This is a genomic window from Gilliamella sp. ESL0254 (assembly GCF_013344985.1).
GTDB lineage: Bacteria > Pseudomonadota > Gammaproteobacteria > Enterobacterales > Orbaceae > Gilliamella > Gilliamella bombicola.
On the sequence record NZ_JAAEDU010000001.1, the window covers coordinates 1,420,491 to 1,440,665 of the forward strand.

18 protein-coding genes are annotated in these 20,175 nt (G+C 34.3%); 3 read left to right on the top strand and 15 right to left on the bottom strand.

Translation table 11 applies throughout. The features are described from left to right. Window positions 1-199 precede the first annotated feature (199 nt). Complete coding sequence (locus GYX25_RS06635) at window positions 200-862, top strand: cytochrome P450 (protein WP_091346513.1); 663 nt, start codon at window positions 200-202, stop codon at window positions 860-862. Between the two features lies 1 nt (window position 863). Next, a complete protein-coding gene (locus GYX25_RS06640) occupies window positions 864-2,228 on the top strand; it encodes an MFS transporter (protein WP_174787002.1) in 1,365 nt (454 codons plus the stop codon). 251 nt (window positions 2,229-2,479) lie between these two features. Here GYX25_RS06640 and pgl read toward each other — a convergent pair whose 3' ends face one another. The 4 genes from pgl to GYX25_RS06660 form a co-directional block, all read right to left on the bottom strand. Then, the gene (pgl, locus tag GYX25_RS06645; RefSeq protein ID WP_091346517.1) at window positions 2,480-3,178 is read right to left on the bottom strand and encodes a 6-phosphogluconolactonase; all 699 of its coding nucleotides are present in this window, start codon (window positions 3,176-3,178) and stop codon (window positions 2,480-2,482) included. Between the two features lie 13 nt (window positions 3,179-3,191). After that, a complete protein-coding gene (gene zwf / locus GYX25_RS06650; RefSeq protein WP_091346518.1) occupies window positions 3,192-4,652 on the bottom strand; it encodes a glucose-6-phosphate dehydrogenase in 1,461 nt (486 codons plus the stop codon). A 169-nt stretch (window positions 4,653-4,821) separates the two neighbouring features. Next, entirely contained in the window at window positions 4,822-5,106 is a 285-nt protein-coding gene (gene rplY, locus GYX25_RS06655; RefSeq protein ID WP_091346520.1) for a 50S ribosomal protein L25, read from the bottom strand. Between the two features lie 181 nt (window positions 5,107-5,287). Further along, window positions 5,288-6,160: a D-hexose-6-phosphate mutarotase gene (locus tag GYX25_RS06660; RefSeq protein ID WP_091346522.1), complete on the bottom strand. Its 873-nt coding sequence runs from the start codon at window positions 6,158-6,160 to the stop codon at window positions 5,288-5,290. A 196-nt stretch (window positions 6,161-6,356) separates the two neighbouring features. Here GYX25_RS06660 and hemW point away from each other — a divergent pair, with 196 nt between their 5' ends. Next, the gene (hemW, locus tag GYX25_RS06665) at window positions 6,357-7,484 is read left to right on the top strand and encodes a radical SAM family heme chaperone HemW (RefSeq protein WP_091346524.1); all 1,128 of its coding nucleotides are present in this window, start codon (window positions 6,357-6,359) and stop codon (window positions 7,482-7,484) included. Between the two features lie 236 nt (window positions 7,485-7,720). Here the strand turns inward: hemW and GYX25_RS06670 are convergent, their stop codons facing one another. The 11 genes from GYX25_RS06670 to pitA all read right to left on the bottom strand — a co-directional run bounded on the left by GYX25_RS06670 (window position 7,721) and on the right by pitA (window position 20,166). Then, window positions 7,721-8,695 (bottom strand): sugar kinase, encoded by a 975-nt coding sequence (locus GYX25_RS06670; protein WP_174787003.1) that lies wholly within the window; start codon window positions 8,693-8,695, stop codon window positions 7,721-7,723. A gap of 11 nt (window positions 8,696-8,706) precedes the next feature. Then, window positions 8,707-9,522, bottom strand: a complete 816-nt coding sequence (locus tag GYX25_RS06675; RefSeq protein ID WP_091346527.1) for a DeoR/GlpR family DNA-binding transcription regulator — start codon at window positions 9,520-9,522, stop codon at window positions 8,707-8,709. Between the two features lie 194 nt (window positions 9,523-9,716). Beyond that, window positions 9,717-10,832, bottom strand: a complete 1,116-nt coding sequence (ribD, locus tag GYX25_RS06680) for a bifunctional diaminohydroxyphosphoribosylaminopyrimidine deaminase/5-amino-6-(5-phosphoribosylamino)uracil reductase RibD (protein WP_091346529.1) — start codon at window positions 10,830-10,832, stop codon at window positions 9,717-9,719. An 8-nt stretch (window positions 10,833-10,840) separates the two neighbouring features. Continuing rightward, the gene (gene nrdR, locus GYX25_RS06685; protein WP_091346531.1) at window positions 10,841-11,293 is read right to left on the bottom strand and encodes a transcriptional regulator NrdR; all 453 of its coding nucleotides are present in this window, start codon (window positions 11,291-11,293) and stop codon (window positions 10,841-10,843) included. Between the two features lie 314 nt (window positions 11,294-11,607). After that, window positions 11,608-12,897: a threonine synthase gene (gene thrC / locus GYX25_RS06690; RefSeq protein WP_091346533.1), complete on the bottom strand. Its 1,290-nt coding sequence runs from the start codon at window positions 12,895-12,897 to the stop codon at window positions 11,608-11,610. 85 nt (window positions 12,898-12,982) lie between these two features. Beyond that, entirely contained in the window at window positions 12,983-13,921 is a 939-nt protein-coding gene (thrB, locus tag GYX25_RS06695; protein ID WP_174787004.1) for a homoserine kinase, read from the bottom strand. Further along, window positions 13,922-16,378: a bifunctional aspartate kinase/homoserine dehydrogenase I gene (thrA, locus tag GYX25_RS06700; protein ID WP_174787005.1), complete on the bottom strand. Its 2,457-nt coding sequence runs from the start codon at window positions 16,376-16,378 to the stop codon at window positions 13,922-13,924. A gap of 354 nt (window positions 16,379-16,732) precedes the next feature. Then, window positions 16,733-17,062 carry a hypothetical protein gene (locus GYX25_RS06705; protein WP_091346539.1) on the bottom strand — a complete coding sequence of 110 codons (330 nt, stop codon included), beginning with the start codon at window positions 17,060-17,062 and terminating at the stop codon, window positions 16,733-16,735. Between the two features lie 141 nt (window positions 17,063-17,203). Next, window positions 17,204-17,959, bottom strand: coding sequence for an SDR family oxidoreductase (locus GYX25_RS06710; protein ID WP_174787006.1), 756 nt, complete (start codon window positions 17,957-17,959; stop codon window positions 17,204-17,206). Between the two features lie 174 nt (window positions 17,960-18,133). Further along, window positions 18,134-18,586 carry a universal stress protein UspA gene (gene uspA / locus GYX25_RS06715; RefSeq protein WP_091346543.1) on the bottom strand — a complete coding sequence of 151 codons (453 nt, stop codon included), beginning with the start codon at window positions 18,584-18,586 and terminating at the stop codon, window positions 18,134-18,136. Between the two features lie 65 nt (window positions 18,587-18,651). Next, window positions 18,652-20,166, bottom strand: coding sequence for an inorganic phosphate transporter PitA (gene pitA, locus GYX25_RS06720; protein ID WP_091346546.1), 1,515 nt, complete (start codon window positions 20,164-20,166; stop codon window positions 18,652-18,654). Window positions 20,167-20,175: the final 9 nt, after the last annotated feature.

Here is a 20,175-nt window from a genome sequence, read left to right on the forward strand (position 1 = left end):
TTTACTAACTATCCTAAATTAGCCCAACTTAATTCAAATAAAATAAATATAACTATATATATTAAAAATAAATTAGCAATAAATCATGAATGATTTAAAAAAATATTATTTAATATAAACAATTGAAATTATTAATGTTATATATATTTTTAGTAACTAGCTGTCTAGAAAGAGGTATAAAATGAAATGAAAGGAAAACATGTTTACTGAAGATATCGCACTATTTGCATCTGAAGAATTGGAAAAAGTGATATTGGATTTAATCGATGAACGTAAAAAGTGTGCTGGAGATGATATTATTTCTTTTATTATTCATAATAGTAATGAAAGTGAAATATTAAGTGATAGTGAGATAGTCGCGCTTTCATTAAACATTTTACTTGCAGCTTCAGAACCAGTTGATAAAGTTTTAGCAAATTGTATCTATCACTTTTATAGAAATGAATCTTATATTGATCTAGTTATCTCCAATGATTGCAGCACTAATAGTATCTTGCAGGAAAGCTTACGTATTACACCACCTGTTCATTTAATTCCACGCCAAGTCGAGGATGATAGTTGTGTTGAAGGTGTTAACTTAAAAAAAGGAGATTTAATATTTTCCTTAATACCATCAGCAAATAGAGATGAAAAATATTTTGAACATCCAAACACATTCAATCCACGAAGAGAATTTAAGGGACATCTTTCATATGGAGTGGGAATTAATGCTTGTATTGGTGCTCAATTTACAAATATACAATTAAATATCGCCCTTCAAAAATTAGTTTCAATACTTAAAAATTACAAAGAAATTACACCACCAACGTTCAGTGAAATATATACACTAGGCGCAACTCAATATAATCTGGAAAGAGTTTAATATGAAACAATCGATTGACCTGACAACCTCAGAAAGAAAGTTAGTGTTTGCTATGACACTATCTAGTATATTGCCATTATTAGATAGCAGTATTGTTAATGTTATTTTACCCTCAATTTCGAATGACATTAATGCCTCTTATGCTTATATGCAATGGGCTGTTACTATATATATGCTTGCTTGCGCAGCTGGCATATTACTATCACCTTATGTACATGAAAATTTTGGACTCAAGAAAGCATGGGTATGCTCAATTTTTGTCTTTCTTGTTGGTTCTATATTAGTTGGATTTTCATATAATCTGGTTTCTTTAATCTTGTATAGATGTTTACAAGGTTTTGGTGCAGGAATTTTAATTCCTATTACTCAATCTACAATAGCAACTTATTTTGGTAAGGAAAGACTAAAGCCGGTTATGGCATTGATTGCTATTCCGTCAGTCTTTGCCCCTGCACTAGGGCCAATTTTTGGAGCAATCATATCAGAACAATTAAATTGGAGAATAGCTTTTTTTATCAACATACCTTTAGTACTTATGGCTTTTTTATTTGGTAGAACGACAATGCCTGATAATAAAACGTCTAAATACAATATGAATATTTATGTATTAATGACATTTTTAATTGCTTTAATAATATTTTTCATCTCTATTAAAAATATCACTTTTGGGCATTTTTTTGATATTTTTAATATTATTATGCTAGTTTTAGGTATTGGTTTGATGATGGTTTCGCTTATTATTAATAACAAGTCAGACAGTAAACTGATCGATTTAAGTTCATTTAGTTGTATTCAATATTCGTTCGCAATAATTATGGGATTTCTGACGTCACTTATCTTTTTTGGTTTCATGATTTTTTTTCCTTTAATACAAGCAATAAATGATAATATATCTATTACATATATTGGTATGTTGCTAGCTCTACAAGGTGTAGGTGCCTGGTTGGCTAGAAAATTTATTTATAAATCTCTAAGTGAGATAAATTCATTTCTAATTATTGGTGTAGGATTAATAATATCAGCAATAAGTATATTAATAATTCAAGTAGGTGGCAACGCCTTTGAAATTATCGGTTTTACTGTTCGAGGTTCCGGATTAGGCGTCGCCACGATTGCTGTTCTCTCTTCTCCATTTGAGTTCTGTGATAAAAATCAAATTAAGGATACGAGCGCTATCACGCGTGTTACACAGCAAATTGGTGGTGCATTTGGAGGCATATTATCAGGAATATTAATCAACCTCACTCAACATCAAATAATTTCAATAAACTGCGCTTATCAGGCAATGTTTTTTGTGTCTCTGGCTTTTGGTTTTCTAGCGGTTATTGTCTATATTTTCTTTGGCCGAGTGAATACAAGGATTTAGTATACAAAAAAACGGAACATGTGAGTTCCGTTTTTTTTCGCTTATTCAGCGATACTGCTAAGCCACTTATTCAGTGTTGAACAATTGCATGTACTATAAAGAGTCTCAACCGCTGACGCAGGTTTCAACTTGAATAAGGTATTTTTTCTGTTTAAACTAATTTTCTAAACCACTTACACTGTGCTTTGGAAGCAAAATTTATTGTAAAAATTCATTACCGACGCAAGTTGGCAAACAAAACTGAAGAAAATTTAAGATGCAGTCCAAAACCCTGTGACATTCACTTTGTCCTGCTGCAAAACAGCTCGAATAGGCATTTGATTAACATTATGATCTTTTTCGGCTTGTTCTAATACCTGCATTTTACTTTCACCAACTAAATGTAGATAGATATTTTTACTATTTAAAATAGTAGGTAACGTTAAAGTAATACGATCAAGTGGCGCTGTTAATGGTGTCATCCCGACAACTTTTCGACCTGATTTCATATCTAAACCGGCCGCTAAATTAGCTGCCCCTGGGAATAATGAAGCTGTATGTCCATCTTCGCCCATACCTAAAACAATTACATCAAATGGCATCGGAATTTTATCTAACATCTTGTCAGTCATTTCGGCGCCATCAAATGGATTATCACAACTGTTTTTTAAACCGACAAAATTAGCCAATTTTGCATTGTTTTGTAATAAATGCGTCATCACTAACTTTTCGTTACTGGCATCATCATTATCATCAACCCATCTATCATCAACTAATGTAATAAAAACTCGGCTCCATTCTATATTTTGTTGACTTAATGAAACAAATAATGGAATAGGTGTTTTACCTCCCGAAACCGCAATAGAAGCATGTCCTTTTTGTACAATTGCCTGTTTTAATTCATTGACAATATGTGAGGTTAGATCTTCGATCAATAACTGACTATTTTGATATTTATTTAACGTAAACATAGTTACTTTTCCTTTATTCAAATTCGTGCCATGAATGCCCATCTTTAGTGATTAAGGCAACCGATGCGACGGGTCCCCAAGTTCCAGCTTGATAAGTTTTTGGTGGTTCTTTTTCTGTTTCCCATGCACTAATAATTGAATCAACCCATTTCCATGCTGCTTCAACTTCATCACGATGAACAAATAACGCTTGGCGCCCCCGCATAACTTCAAGTAATAAACGCTCATAGGCATCAGCGCTTTGTTGGTGAAAAGTTTCGCTGAAACTTAAATCAAGTTTAGTGGTTTGCAGATTATGAGTGCTATCTAACCCAGGTACTTTGTTTAGAATTTCAATATCCATTCCTTCATCAGGTTGTAAACGAATCGTCAATTTATTTTGTGGTAATTGTGGATAAAATTCACTAAATAGATTAAGCGGTAATGGTTTAAAATAAACAACAACTTCAGAACATTTGCTCGGTAAACGTTTACCTGTACGTAAATAAAATGGGACGCCCGCCCAACGCCAGTTATCAATATCAACTCGAATGGCAACAAATGTTTCGGTATTGCTTTTTTGATTTGCACCGTCTTCTTCTAAATAGCCCGGTACATTAACACCATTAACAAATCCTGCTGTATATTGTCCACGAACCACTTTTTCGCGTATATTGGTTTTATCAATTGGTCTAAGGGCATTTAGTACAGCTATCTTTTCACTACGTAAACTATCATCTTTAAGGTCAGCAGGTGGTGACATGGCAATCATAGTTAAGATTTGTAATAGATGATTTTGTACCATATCACGCATTTGACCAGCTTTATCAAAATATCCCCAGCGACCTTCAATACCTACTTGTTCTGCTACCGTAATTTCGACATGATCAATAGAATTACGATCCCAAAATGACGCAAACACTGTATTAGCAAAACGTAAGGCTAAGAGATTTAGTACTGATTCTTTCCCTAAGTAATGATCAATACGATAGACTTGCGATTCGCTAAAAAATTTAGCCACCGAATCATTGATTTCGCGAGATGATTGCAAATCAGTTCCAAGCGGCTTCTCCATCACAATACGGTTTTGCGATTGATTTAATCCAGCAGCAGCTAAACCTTGGCAAATAGTCCCAAAAGTACCTGGGTGCATTGCAAAATAGAAAATAGCGGGATGACCTGAATCCAGTTTATTTTTCAATCGTTCAAAACCAGCGCTATCATTAACATCTAGTTTATGAAAATCCAATCGTTGACTAAATCGTTGCCAAATACTATCGTCTAGCGGCTCCGGCATAAATGAGGTTAACGCATCTTTTGCTACCTCACAATAAGCAGCATGATCCCAATCAGCGCGCCCTACGCCTAAAATTTTGGTCTGTTCAGGTAGTTTTCCATACTTTTCTAATTGATATAAAGACGGTAGTAATTTACGTCTAGTCAAATCCCCTTTAGCACCAAAAATAACTAAATCGCAAGCTGGGATATCAGACATGGTTTTCTCCTAGGATGGTGTAATATAATCATTCTATTATGTTGGATGGTTAGTGTACAGGATAAATCATAACAATAGGCATTAGCCTGCATTAGCTCTAAAACAAAAAGGTCACCTCTGTGGTGACCTTTTGTTTGAAACAAGTATGGATAATATTCCACTACATAAATTACGCGCGTACAAAATCCATATGAACTAATTTTGGTTTAAACGCATGACGTTGAACTGCTTGTACTTTGACTTTAACTGCTTTGCCGTCAACCTCAACAGTTAACACGTCAGAATAAAATTCTGGTTTCTCTTGCATATTAAAGATTTGGTTGTGATCAAGCACAACAGAGATTGCAGGTTCAGTTCCACCATAAATGATGGCTGGGAATTGACCAGCGTGACGCAGGCGGCGGCTCGCACCCTTACCATGCTCTTTTCTAACTTCAGCTTTGAATGTAAACATATTTATTTCTCTTAATTATTAAAAATAAAAGCCAATTACAGGCGACCCAGTAGTTGACTATCAAACTAGCACTTTAAAAAGTGTTGTGGATTATAAAGTGTTATCCCTATAAACGCAATCAATTAATCATATGCAAATTGAGTAAAACATTGATTGCGTATGTGGCATAAAATATGAACGATTAGATCACCTCTATAAGAAAACCATAAGTTGATTTCTTATTGGGAGATGATTTCAATGGTTTTGTAATACAACCGGCTTCAACACAAACCATTGATTTATATTCATCATCACCAAAATCCGCCATTGCTTTAGCTTTATTTATCCATGGATTCCAAGTAACTACATCACTGACATTAGTGTTGGTTAATCGAATTGTTCGGATGCCATCAGTTATCGTTAGTTGTTTACTCGCATCAGTATAAATACGATCGACTTCTTGATTAAAAGTCAATTGACCTACTGTCACTGGTTTGTTTTCAACAGCAAGTCGTTCTTGATAAGTTTCCCCCAAACCTTTGACGACAACATGGTCAATATTATCAATACCAAAATAAGTATGTAGCGCACTAGTTATATCAAAGTCAGCAAAACAGCTTAAAGTAACTTCACAAGTTTTACCTAAATGAAGATTTAATGACACAGTAAAAGGTTGGCGACAATAAGGTTCTGTCTGCTGATTATTCGTGAGTGACAAAATGAGATCAACACCATTGTCATCCTCTTTACAAGAATCTAATTGCCATTCAACAATACGCGCAAAACCATGAGAAGGATTTCCTAACTGACCAAACCATGGCCAGCAAACCGGTATCCCACCTCGAATAGCCACCCCTTGTTTAAAATTTGTTTTGTCGCTTAGCCAAACAACGGGAGTTTGTTCAGTAGCAGGCTGCCAAAATAACAAATGAGCACCTTGTAATGTAACCGCTGCCTTGCAAGTTTTATGGTTAATAACCACAATAGGGAGTTCACCATAAGTCGATTGCTTAACCGATGAGCTTAGTGATACGCCTGATAAGCCACTATCTAAAATCGCTTTATATATACTCATACTTACTCCTAAATAATAAATTTAATCAACAATTAATATCGAAACATATCGATAATTGTACGCTTTTTAACTTAATAATAAAAACACTATAGATGCCAAAAGCTTTTTTTAATAAATTGGAGTAAAATGGCAGGCTATAAAAATAAGATAACACACGGGTTATTTTTGTTAAAAAGTTTCAGGAAAGGCTACGTTTATGTATAAAATCCCAATGAGTTTGTATATTCATATGCCATGGTGTGTACAAAAATGTCCTTATTGTGATTTTAATTCACATACCGTTAAAAGAACGCCAGATTATAAAGCCTATATAGCGCATTTGATTAAAGATTTACAGCATGATGCTGTTTTTTGTTCAAACCGTTCAATTCATTCAATCTTTATTGGCGGAGGTACACCGAGCCTGTTTTCTGCTGAATTGATTGATAAATTATTATTGAATATAAATAAGATTATCCCCATAAATAAGAATGCAGAAATTACCATTGAAGCCAATCCAAATTCTGTAGATATAGAAAGATTTAATGGTTATCAACAAGCAGGTATAAATCGCATATCAATCGGTGTGCAAAGTTTTCAAGCCGATAAGCTGGTTAAATTAGGGCGGATACATGATCCCAAAGAAGCAATCACAGCAGGAAAACTAGCCCAAACATTAAATTTAAGAAGTTTTAATTTAGATTTAATGCATGGCTTGCCAAATCAAAGTATTGATGATGCCATATATGACTTAGAACAAGCCATTGCTATCGCACCACCTCATTTGTCTTGGTATCAATTGACTATTGAACCCAATACACTATTTGGATCAAAGCCTCCCGTTTTGCCTGATGACGATAAACTTTGGGAAATTTATCAACGAGGTCATCAATTATTAACAAAACATGGTTACCAGCAATATGAAACCTCGGCTTATGCTAAAGAGGATTTACAATGCCAACATAATTTAAATTATTGGCGATTTGGAGACTATTTAGGCATTGGATGTGGTGCTCATGGTAAATTAACACAACCTGATGGCAAAGTTATTCGCACCATAAAGACACGTCATCCAAAAGGTTATTTAGAAGGACGTTATTTGGATAAATATTATACGGTACCAAAAGAAGATCTACCCTTTGAATTTTTTATGAATCGTTTTAGGCTTTTTGAACCCACACCTAAACAAGAATTTGAACAACGGACTTATTTACCTTTACAAACAGTAGAGAAACAAATAACAACCGCCATTGAAAGAAATTATTTAATTGAAAACAAACAAAACTGGCAAATAACTGATTATGGGAAGTTATTTCTTAATTCACTATTAGAACTTTTTTTATAGTTAAATTAATGAGTTACTTTTTAAGATAATAAAAAAATCTTTCTTTACGGTTATTTAACAAAATAAGCACTAACTATTTAAGTAATAATTCACTTCCCTTTACACACATTTACCAATAAAAAGTGCATAATACAATCCGACAATGCATTTATTTCATTGTTTTCCTATTCCTTATGTTTTCCCAATAACATTGTTATTGGGATTTTTTTAGGTTAGAAAAATAAATATTGATGAAATTAAACCGATCTAGGTGTATTTTTAGAGATGAATGTTTCAATTTCAATAAGGGATGATATTCCTTCCATCGGACCTTTTTTAGCAGCAGCTAACGCACCACTTGCATTTGCATATTCTAATGCCTTTTCGATAGAAAAACCTGCTAACATTAGACTTACAAATGTTGCGTCAAAACAACAAGTTGCCCCACTAGAATCAACTATATCCCTAAAAAAACCATCAACATGAATCATTTTAAAGTTATTTTGTTCGTCATATCCATAATAATTAGCGCCTTGAACTCCATTTTTGATCACTATATGTTTAATGCCTTTTTTAAACAGACTTAATATAGTTTCCTTTTCGCTTTCATCATTATTATTTGCAAAATAACGCACTTCGCATTTACTAAGTAAAAATATATCAGCATACTCCAAAATATAATCAAAAGATTGCGCCATTTCAGGGATATCTAACATTTCTTTATGTAAATTAGGATCAAAAGAAATTGTTCCTCCATTACTCTTGATAAGATCAAGCGCTTTACGCATCGCATCAATGGCACGAAAAGAATATAATGATGACCCCATAACATGTAAATGATTACAATTATTTAATAAGTTTTCATTAATATGGTGGAATGAAATTAAACCGCAGGCACTATTGGGAATATTAAAAATGAAATCTTTTTCACTAATATTTTTATTAACAACAAAAGTGCTACCTGTATTAGCTTTATTATGAATAGTAATACCATCAATAATAACACCATCCTGTTTTAGTCGATCAATGCACATTTTCCCAAATACATCTCTGCCAACACAACTAAAAAAAACTACAGGAACCCCCAATTTTGCCACCTGATCAGCAAATATTGCTGGAGCACCACTGGGATAAGGACCTGTAAATTCACCAGTTTCATAAAACCGTTGATTGGGCTCTTTTGCAATAAATTCAACAAGCAACTCTCCAATTGTACAAATTTTAACATTCATATTATTTATACCTAAAGTAGATTATGATAAGTTACACAATATTTATTTACTGCAAGCTGCTTAAAATTAGAGTCTATCAATTGTTGATGATATTCCGTAACAGCATGTCTTGATAATATAACGACATCCATGTGTTTTAATTTTCCAATACTGTGACTATCACAAATCTCTTCTTGAGGTGGCAAGATACCAATGGTATGGTCAGCAATTTTTAGTATTTGTTGATAAGTTTTCTGATGTTCAATATTTTCAATCACCAAGTGATTATTCGTATTGATAGCGGAAAATTCGAAAATAAAATGTGAAATGGAAAATTGAGTTAAAGGATTATTATTTTGTAAAACATTTCCCTCAAGTAAAACCCCTCCGATAAGAATTACTTCAGCATCGGAAAATTCTTTAACCAATTGTGCATTATTAATATCATTCATAATCACTTTCAATGACTTTTTATTATGCAAAAAAGGAATTAACTTTCTAATTAAACGTCCATGACTCAAAAAAAGAGTATCGCCATCATTAATATAACTTAAACAAGTTTTTACAAAATTCACGTCACCACTATCAGTTTTAATTCCTGAATAACGCTGACAGGAAAATATATTTGGTGTACTATTAATAAAGTCCTCAGGTGAAATATAACTTGCACCACCAAAAAAACGTTTCAAATAACCTTGTTGTTCTAGATAAGTTAGATCTTGGCGAATTGTTACATTTGAAACCTGAAGCTGCTCAGATAATTCTTCAACTTTAACTTCACCACGTATACGAACAATTTCTGCGATTTCCAATCGACGTTTCAATAAGGCTGAAGATACTCTAGCCAATGTTCACTTCCTATGTTACAGATGACTACTTAATATTAATGATAATAAAATTTATCATACAACTTATCAACCTCAAACAAAAGATTAACATGCGAATTTTTAACATTTATCTTCGTTTTAAGACCAAAAGTAAATAAGTTAACAATTAAATTATCACTCAAGAAACTCAACACTTTTTACAACTGAGATGAGGTTCACTTTTTTAAAATAACTCGTAAATCTTCACCGACCATAGTAGCTGATTTAACTCGAAACTTTGGTGCCATTGACAAATTCTGTAAGTTAGGCAATATACACATGTCTTTCGCATTATGGCCTAGTAATTTAGGCGCATAATAGATAATCAATTCATCAACTAAATCTTGCTCTATCAATGCCCCTGCTAGGTGAGCACCAGCTTCAACCCAAATAGAATTTATTTGATTGTTGTTAGCTAATAAAGAAAATAATTTAGTCAAATTAATATTCTTATTCGCTGATGATTCGATGATTAACTTTGTATTTGGTTTAGTAACAGGCATATCTTGCTTCCGCACGATCCATGTTTCACCTAATTGCTTAAAGATATTTTCATTCCCTGTGAGTTTATTTTGACTATCAATAATAATACGCACTGGTTGCCGAATCTTTTCGGAAGAATAAATTTGCTTGATATCATCAGGTAATTCGGCATCTCGAACTGTAAGACTAGCGTTATCCGATTGTACCGTAGCTCTGGTACTTAAAATACAACAGGATTGTGCTCTAAATTTTTGTACATCCTGCCTTGCAACACTCGAAGTAATCCACTTACTTTCACCTGATGCCATGGCTATTTTACCATCTAATGATGTTGCCAATTTAAGTTGTACGTACGGCATACCTGTTCGCATCCGTTTCAAAAAACCTTTATTAAGTTCTTCGGCCTGTTCAGTTAAAACTCCCACTGTGACTTCAATTCCCGCATCACTTAATCGTTTAATACCATTACCAGCAACAGTTGGATTAGGGTCTTGCATTGCAATAACAACACGTTTAAGTTGCGCTTTAATCAAAGCATCTGCACAAGGAGGAGTTCTACCAAAATGACTACAAGGCTCTAACGTTACATAAGCAGTAGAGTCTTTCGCCTCATCACCAGCCATTTGTAGCGCATATACTTCAGCATGTGGTTGTCCTGCTTTTTTATGATAGCCTTTACCAATAATCTGGTTATCTTTAACAATTATGCAACCAACATTTGGATTTGGGGTTGTGGTGAAACGACCTAACTTAGCAAGTTCTATTGCTTGTTGCATATAAAATCGATCGTTATCACAAGTTATGTTCATATAAATGATTATTTTTGTTGTAATTTCGCAATTTCGTTACTAAATTGCTCAATATCATCAAAGCTAAAATAAACCGAGGCAAAACGAATATAAGCAACTTTATCCAAATGTTTGAGCTCTTCAATCACATAGTCACCAATTAATTTTGCAGGAACTTCACGTTCACCGGTTGCTCTAAGTTTAGACTTTATACGTGTAATTGCATCTTCAATGGCATCAAAACCAACTGGACGCTTTTCAAGAGCCCTTTTGATACCATTACGCAGCTTATCCTCATTAAATGGTTCTCGAATTTTATTACTTTTAATAACATTTGGCATTATTAATTCAGCGACTTCAAATGTCGTAAAACGTTCATTACATTCGACACATTGTCGTCTTCGACGGACTTGAAAGCCTTCTCCAACAAGCCGAGAATCAATCACTTTTGTATCATCTGCATTACAAAACGGGCAGTACATAAAAAAATATCCTAACAATGTTATAATTCATACTAAAATAGCCGAAAATATTAATTTAAACAAGGATTCTTTTATAACAAGTCGGGTTAATATGTTCAATTCAAAATTACTGTTTATACAAATTTTATCGGCCCATAATCTACACTAAGCACTTATTTTAAGGGAGGATAAACTAAAAAAATAAACATCATTGCTAATAGTTATACTAAATATTTATTAAATATTAATAAAATCAACTGATGAATTAAATGGATAAAATTTATTGAAAGCCTATAAAAATGAATCCGTCGCTAAAATAGCGACGGGAAAACAACCTACCAATCTAATTTAATTAAAAAATTCCGCAATTTATCAAAATCATCAGGCATATAATGAGAAAGTAACGTCATATCGGCCCGTTCAGCTAATGCTTTAGGAAGTGATATAGATTTACCTAGAATATCTTCAACCACTTCTTTAAATTTAGCCGGATGGGCGGTACCTAAGAAAAGACCATATTCTCCCTCTTGCAATTGATCACGCAGTGCGCGGTAAGCAATTGCACCATGTGGTTCAGACAAATAACCCATGCTATCAAGTTCACGAACTGTTTGTTTAGAAATTTCATCTGACACGCCTGCATGGCCAAGTGATTTAAGATCCCAACCTTCACGGGCATAAATCTCTTCAATTCGAGGCCAATTATTGGGTTGGCTAACATCCATTGCATTAGATAGCGTTGCAACTGTTGCGTGAGGTTCCCATTTCCCAGTTTCTAAATATCGTGGCACGGTATCATTTGCATTAGTTGCAGCAATAAAACGTTTAATTGGTAAGCCCATTGTTTTTGCTAGTAAACCAGCAGTCAAATCACCAAAATTACCGCTTGGTACTGAAATCACAAGTTGTTCTCGTTGCTTAGGCGTTAGTTGTGCGTAAGCTTCAAAGTAATAACAAATTTGTGCTAGTAATCTGCTAATATTTATAGAATTAGCAGAATTCAAACCAATGTTAATTTTTAATTCTTCATCATCAAATGCCTTTTTAACTAATGCTTGGCAAGCGTCAAAGTCGCTTTGAATCGCAATCGTATGGATGTTATCACCAAGTGTACAAAAAAGTTTTTCTTGTAATGGGCTAATTTTTCCCTCAGGATATAAAATTACAACCCGAATATTAGGTAAATGATAAAATGCATGGGCTACAGCAGCTCCAGTATCACCAGATGTAGCGGTTAAAATAGTAATTTTTTTATCTGCAGCAACTTGCACTAATGCTTGCGCCATAAAACGTCCACCAAAATCTTTAAATGCGAGCGTTGGCCCATGATAGAGTTCTAGTGAACCGATGTCAGCTTCTATCGATTTTACAGGTGCAGGAAATTGGAATGCATTTTTAACTAGCCTGTGCATATCATCAAAGCTGATCTCATCGCCAATAAAAGCAGATAAGATTTTGGCGCTACGAGTAACAAAATCTAGTTTTAATAGTGATTCAATGTCATTTGCAGAAAATTTAGGTAGTGTTTCAGGGAAAAATAAACCTTGCTCTCTTCCCAATCCTTGCTGTACTGCTTGTGCAAAGTTAACTTGCTGTGAATGATCTTTTAAGTTGTACAATTTCATAATATTTTCCGATTATCTTTATGCTTTCATTGTTCACTCTTTCTGATATCAGCTTAATCAGTAAGAAATTGAAGAAAAAATCAAATTAAATAACTTTTGCTCCTTGAGTATCTATTTTACAAATATGAGTAAAACCTTCATCATTTTGTAAATAACAATGCTGAAGTAGTGATTCGATCTGCCTTGCAGTTTCAAGCTTATCTGCCACAACAAACATCGTTGGGCCTGAACCTGAAATCCCCGACGCTAATGCACCTAGCTGTGTGACTCGTTTTTGTGTTTCATCAAAGTTAGGTAATAACTGTTTACGATAAGGTTCGGCAATATTGTCACATAACATTGATGCTGCCAATTCTGATTGGTTGGTATAACAGGCATGAATAAATCCACCAACATATCGACCATGTGCAACACAATCTGCTTTTTGATACAAAGCCGGTAAAATTGCACGAGCCTCAGCGGTTGATACTTTTATACCAGGATATGCCATAACCCAGTACCAATCTTCAAAATGAGGTATAGATTCACTAATTATACCCATTTCATCAAGGATAAGTTGCATACCGCCTAAATAGCAGGGTGCAACATTATCATAATGTACACTACCTGAAATCCGCCCTTCAAGCTCACCCATCATCGAAAGTAATTCAAACTGATTAAATGGTTTATCAAAAAACGCATTTAAAGCAACAAATGATCCGACTACTGAACAGGCACTTGAGCCTAATCCAGATCCAATTGGCATGTTTTTTTCAAGTGTCATACTAACTGGTAACGTTCTACCCATTGCTTGGCAGAAGCGTTGCCAACATTGAAACACAATATTATATTTGGGATCGCGTGGTAATTTTTTAACAAATTGACCTTTGCTAGTAAGAGAAAATTCCTTGGCAGTTTCAACCGTTATACAATCACCAAGCATCACACCACTAATTGGGCTAATTGCTGCACCTAATATATCAAAACCAACACTAATATTGGCCATCGAAGCAGGCGCGTAAACTGTTAATGATTTATGATTCATTTAGCCTCCAATTTTGCCTGATGTTGTGCGCAAAATATCAGCAAAAACCCCCGCAGCGGTGACATCATTCCCAGCCCCATAACCACGTAACACTAGCGGAATTGGTTGGTAATAACGGGTATAAAATGCCAATGCATTTTCACCATTTTTTACTTTATATAGTGGATCATCACTATCAATAGTCTCGATTTTAACGCTACATTGATTATTTTCAATGCTACCAACATAACGTAACACTTTGCCTTCTTTTGCTGCTTGTTCATATTTTATTTTAAACTCTGCATCTAATTGCGGCAATTTAGCCATAAATTCATCAATGCTACCTTGTGCATATTCAGCTGGTAGAACTGATTCGACATTGATTTGATCTAGTTCTAATTGTAATCCTGCTTCTCGCGCTAAAATTAATAATTTTCTAGCGACATCCGTGCCCGATAAGTCATCACGAGGATCGGGTTCAGTAAAACCTTTTTCTTTAGCAAGTTTAGTTGCATCTGACAGCGACACTCCTTCATCAAGTTTACCAAATATAAAAGAAAGAGATCCCGACAAAATTCCTGAAAACTTGATTAGCTCATCACCTGCATTTAATAAATTTTGCAGATTTTCAATGACAGGCAATCCTGCTCCTACGTTAGTATCATATTGAAACTTGCGTTTACTTTTTGCCGCTTCTTGGCGTAAACGCAAATAATAGGCCATTGAACTCGTATTCGCTTTCTTATTTGGCGTAACAACATGAAAACCATTAGCTAAAAAGTCTGCATATTTATCAGATACTTCACTACTAGAAGTGCAGTCCACTAAAATTGGATTGAGTAATCTATTATTTTTTGAAAACTCAATAATACTATCTAATGTGTAGTCATTTTCGCTGTGTTTGATTTGCTCTCGCCAATTATTAAGATCAATACCATCACGATTAAGCAGGCTATGTTTAGAATTAAATAGCCCACAAACATGCAAATCAATCTGTTTGTTTTTTAGCCATTCTTGTTGTCGTCTGATTTGATCAATCAAAGCTCCACCTACGCCACCAACACCAACAACAAATACATCTAACATTTTATCTGTACCAAACAACATTTGATGAGCAACCCGTACGCCCATTACTGCAACATCGTTATCCACAACGACAGAAATCGACCTTTCAGATGAACCTTGCGCAATAGCGACAATATTAATATTAGCCCTAGCTAGAGCTGTAAAAAAGTTTGCTGATAATCCTCGTAATGTACGCATACCATCACCAACAACAGAGATAATTGCCTGTTTTTCTATTATCTCAATTGGCTCAAGTAATCCATCTTTTAATTCTAAGAAAAATTCATCACTTAATGCTTCTTCTGCTCGATAAAGTTCAGTTTGAGGTACACAAAAGCTAATACTGTATTCAGATGATGATTGAGTAATAAGTACAACTGAAATGCCAGCATAAGACATTGCAGAAAAAACTCGAGCCGACATGCCAACCATCCCTTTTAATCCAGGACCTGAGACATTGATCATTGCCATGTTATTTAAATTAGTGATACCTTTTACAGGTGTTGTTGAATCAACCACATTGGCACCAATAAGTGTTCCTGGTGCATCAGGGTTATTAGTATTTTTAATTAAACAAGGAATCTGAAACTGCGCAATAGGTAAAATAGTTCTAGGATGAAGTACTTTTGCACCAAAATATGAAAGTTCCATCGCCTCTTGATAAGACATCGTTTTAAGTAATTTTGCATCTGGAACAATATGTGGATCACAAGTATAAACACCATCGACATCTGTCCATATTTCACAGCTATTAGCACGTAAACACGCTGCTAATACCGAAGCAGAGTAGTCCGAACCATTACGACCAAGTACAACAAGCTCGCCTTTCTCGTTACCTGCAGTAAACCCTGGCATTAAAATAATATGATCTTGTGGAATATGCATTTCACTAATTCGATGTGAAGATTCAGCAATATCAACAGTTGATTCTAAATAGGTACCTTCTGCAACTAACATGGTAACAGGATTAATCACGGTCACTAAATGATTTTTAGCTTTAAGAAGTTCTTGCATAATGGCAATAGAGAGCTTTTCACCTCGGCAAATAATTGATGCATTAATACTGTCTGGACATTGACCAAGTAAACCAATACCTTCAAGCAATTTCTTAATAGTGTTTAATTCATCAAGTGCAAAACGCTTCATTTCATCATAAGCAAAATTAGGTTGTGCTTTTGTAATACCATCCAATAATTCAGCAAAAATTTTCTCTGCATCATAGATATTACTTTGTATATCTTGCTTTGCGACTGTTTTTTCCACCATTGCAACTAAATGATTGGTAATTTTAGCAGGTGCAGATAAAACAGTAGCAGTTTGCTCTTGCTTCGCATTATTTTCAATAATCTCTGCAACGCGCAAAAAACGTTCAGCGTTAGCAACAGATGTTCCTCCAAATTTTAAAACTTTCATATCACACCCTACTTATTATCCTAATTAATGCCCATTATTATTTAATATATTGTTGTAGTACTTATTTATAGATATTAAAAATTTTGTAGTGTTATCACGCTATTTCCATCTTTAATTCTTCACTTTTTACTTTGCTCATATTAACAACTTTACTTTTACACAAAATAAAAACCCGCCTTTAAGGGCGGGTTTTTGAATATTTTTTGGAAAAATCAACCCGCCCTAGATCGCGTAATAGTACCTAAGGTATTAATAATGCCTGTCATATTGGTTGAAATTATCATAATTTTCCTAAAAATATTAAATTAATCTCTAAAAAAAAACAGCCTGACACTTTCATGTCAGGCTGTTACTTTAAAAGACTTTTTTGCTGTTTTCATACTCATTAACAACTTTATTCAATGCTTGATATATGCTCTGAGCATCTTGTTTCTTTAATGCTTCATCTAAAATATTGAGATACGATAACATTAATTTTTGATTATCTTCAGCAAATTGAGGAGATACTTCCTGATCCTCGTATAACATAACATATGTGCGAGCAAATCCAAAAATCAAAAAATAAACCGAAGCATTTTTTGGGTCTTCTTGAATTAGAGTTCTCATTGCCTTTCTTAGTTTTACATAACTATCTGTACCAGGCAAACTTGTCGCAAATGTTTTCGTTACTTCAGAAAATGTCATTGCCATAAACCTCAATCAAAATCACAAGACAAAAGAATAACAACCCATTAACAGAAGTGCAAGTCTATTTTGTTTTACAAACCTATTTTTTTAATTCTCAATAAAAAACACTAGAAATATTCAAAACCAATGGATACATTATTAGTTATTTTTTTTACAAACAGACAACCCTGCCGAAGCCTGTGCAACAGGCATTATTTCAATTGAGTTAACATTAAAATGAGTTGGCGTGTTAATCAACCAAGAAACCGTATTAGCAATATCTTCTGGAGTAATAAATTCAACGCCTTGATAAACCGCAGCTGCTTTCTGCTCATCACCATGAAATCGTACATTCGAAAACTCTGTACCGCCACACAATCCAGGTTCAATATTGGTAACTCTAATATTTTTACCTAATAAATCTGTACGCAAATTAGCACTGAACTGTTTAACAAAGGCCTTAGATGCACCATAAACATTTCCACCTTTATAGGCATAAGTACCCGCAACAGATCCTAGATTAATAATATAACCAAAATTACGCTCAACCATCTCTGGTAAAATTTGGCGAGTTAAATTCACTAATCCAATAATGTTAGTTTCAATCATTGTTTCCCAATCACGACAATCTGCTTCATAAGCAGGTTCTAAACCTAATGCCAAACCTGCATTATTAATCAATATATCAATTGGTTGAAATTCTTTAGGCAATTGTAACAAAATAGAACCTACTGCATCTTTGTGGGTTATATCTAATGGTAATGGTAAAAAATTAACGCCTAACTCATCTGCAAGTTTTTGTAGTTTATCCGCACGTCTAGCTACGCCTACAACTTTATAACCATCAGCAATTAACTTACGACAAATAGCTTGTCCAAATCCAGAGGATGCCCCAGTAACTAAAGCGATATTCATATTAGCTCTCCTTATAGGCTAAATCACAATTTAAGTACATTTCGATAACCAACAATAAGCATAAATAAGCAATAGTAAATAGACTAAAACACACACTTATTTTTCTTAAAATCCAAAATAGTTATACGATACCTATAAAAAACCCGCTAATTAAGCGGGTTGGTATTTAAAACTTCATTTAGCTTGCTCTTCGGCTGGTTCTTCATCCTTTAATGGAACGATCAAAGTATCAATGTGAGTATTATTAATAAGTTGACGAGCAGAAGACATTAATTTACTCCAAAAATCTTGATGGTGACCACACACTACAAGATCAGCACCATATTCATGAATAGCTTCAATTAATACTTGACCAAATTCACCGTTACCAGAAAGAGTATGAGCAATAGGGTAACCGGCATCATCGGCGAGTTTATTTAAAGCAATATGAGCATCTTCGGCAATACGATCTTTCATATCATTCATATTGATATCAACTAAACCCGTGTAAAGGTCTGAATAATTAATACCAACGTGAATCAACGATATTTGAGCATTATATGGCCTAGCCATAGACACGGCTTTTTCGACAAGAACCTCACTTTCAGGTGATAAATCAACTGCGACTAATATATGTTTATAAGCCATAATACTTTACTCCTTCCTATTGTTAATGCCCTAAAAAATTAAAAACCAATACACTAGTTTTACTACTAAATTAATTTTTGAGCAAGCCAAAAAAGTGACCCAGATAACAAAATAGAAATCGGAAGTGTTAAAATCCATGTTAGGGCTATATTTTTAATAGTTTTACTTTGTACACCACCTCCATCAACAATCATCGTCCCGGCAACAGATGAAGAAAGAACTTGAGTTGTCGATACTGGCATGCCGGTGTAACTTGCAATTCCGATGGATAAAGCTGTTGTGATTTGTGCCGATACGCCTTGAGCGTAAGTCATTCCTTTTTTACCAATTTTTTCACCGATAGTAATAGCCACACGACGCCAACCAATCATCGTCCCTACAGCTAATGCCGAGGCAACCGCAACAATAATCCAAATTGGGGCATACTCTACCGTCTTAAGTAAATCATTTTTTAAAGATTTAAGATATTGTTTGTCTTCTGATGATACATTCGGTTGTTTGGCAACATGAGATACCGTATCAGATAGACATAACAATATACGTCTAGTTTGTGACCGTTGTTCAACAGTTAGCGAGTCGTAATCATTTATTTTGTTAAATAAATGATTAGCAATCCCTAATGTGACAAATGAACGTGAATAATCACAATGATATTTATTCAAATCACCTTCTGGAATACTGGTGTCTAACGCAGGTTGAGTACCAATTATCGTATTTAAGTCATCGTTATGAGTAACAAAGTACTCTTGAATATTGTGAATTGCATTGCGCGTATTTGCAATATCATAAGTAGAAGCACTCATGTTAACAATAAAGCCAGCAGGTGCAATCCCCATTAATACTAACATCAATAAGCCGATACCTTTTTGACCATCATTAGCACCATGCGAAAAACTCACACCAGCGGCTGAAATTATAAGCATAATACGAATCCAAAAAGGAGGTTTCTTTTTACCATAGAGTTTTTCACGTTGCTCTGGCGTCATGAAAATACGTTCTCGTTTTTTACTACTTTTTTTACTTTGGCTTTTACGTGTCCAATATTTCCGCAGCAAAAAGATCATCAAGCCCGCAACCACAAGACCAACAATAGGGGACACAATTAATGATAAAAAGATATGAATCATCTTAGGAATATTAAGCGCTTCTATTATTGATGTATCCATAATAAATGCGTTAGTAAGTGCCACACCGATAATTGAACCAATCAGGGTATGGGAACTTGACGCTGGAATACCAAGATACCATGTTCCAAGATTCCAAATGATAGCCGCAAATAAAATAGAAAAGACCATAGCAAGCCCATGTGATGAACCTACATTGAGTAATAAATCAGTAGGTAACAAATGAACGATAGCATAAGCCACACTAAGACCGCCAAGCAAAACGCCAAAAAAGTTAAACATACCAGCCATAAAAACAGCAAGTTGTTCTTTTAATGCTCTTGTATAAATTACTGTTGCAACAGCATTAGCTGTGTCATGAAATCCATTAATTGCTTCATAAAAGAGAACAAAAAACAGCGCCAAAACCAATAGCATAATGGTCGAAAATTCTAATTCAGCAAATAGATGTAACATAACATATCT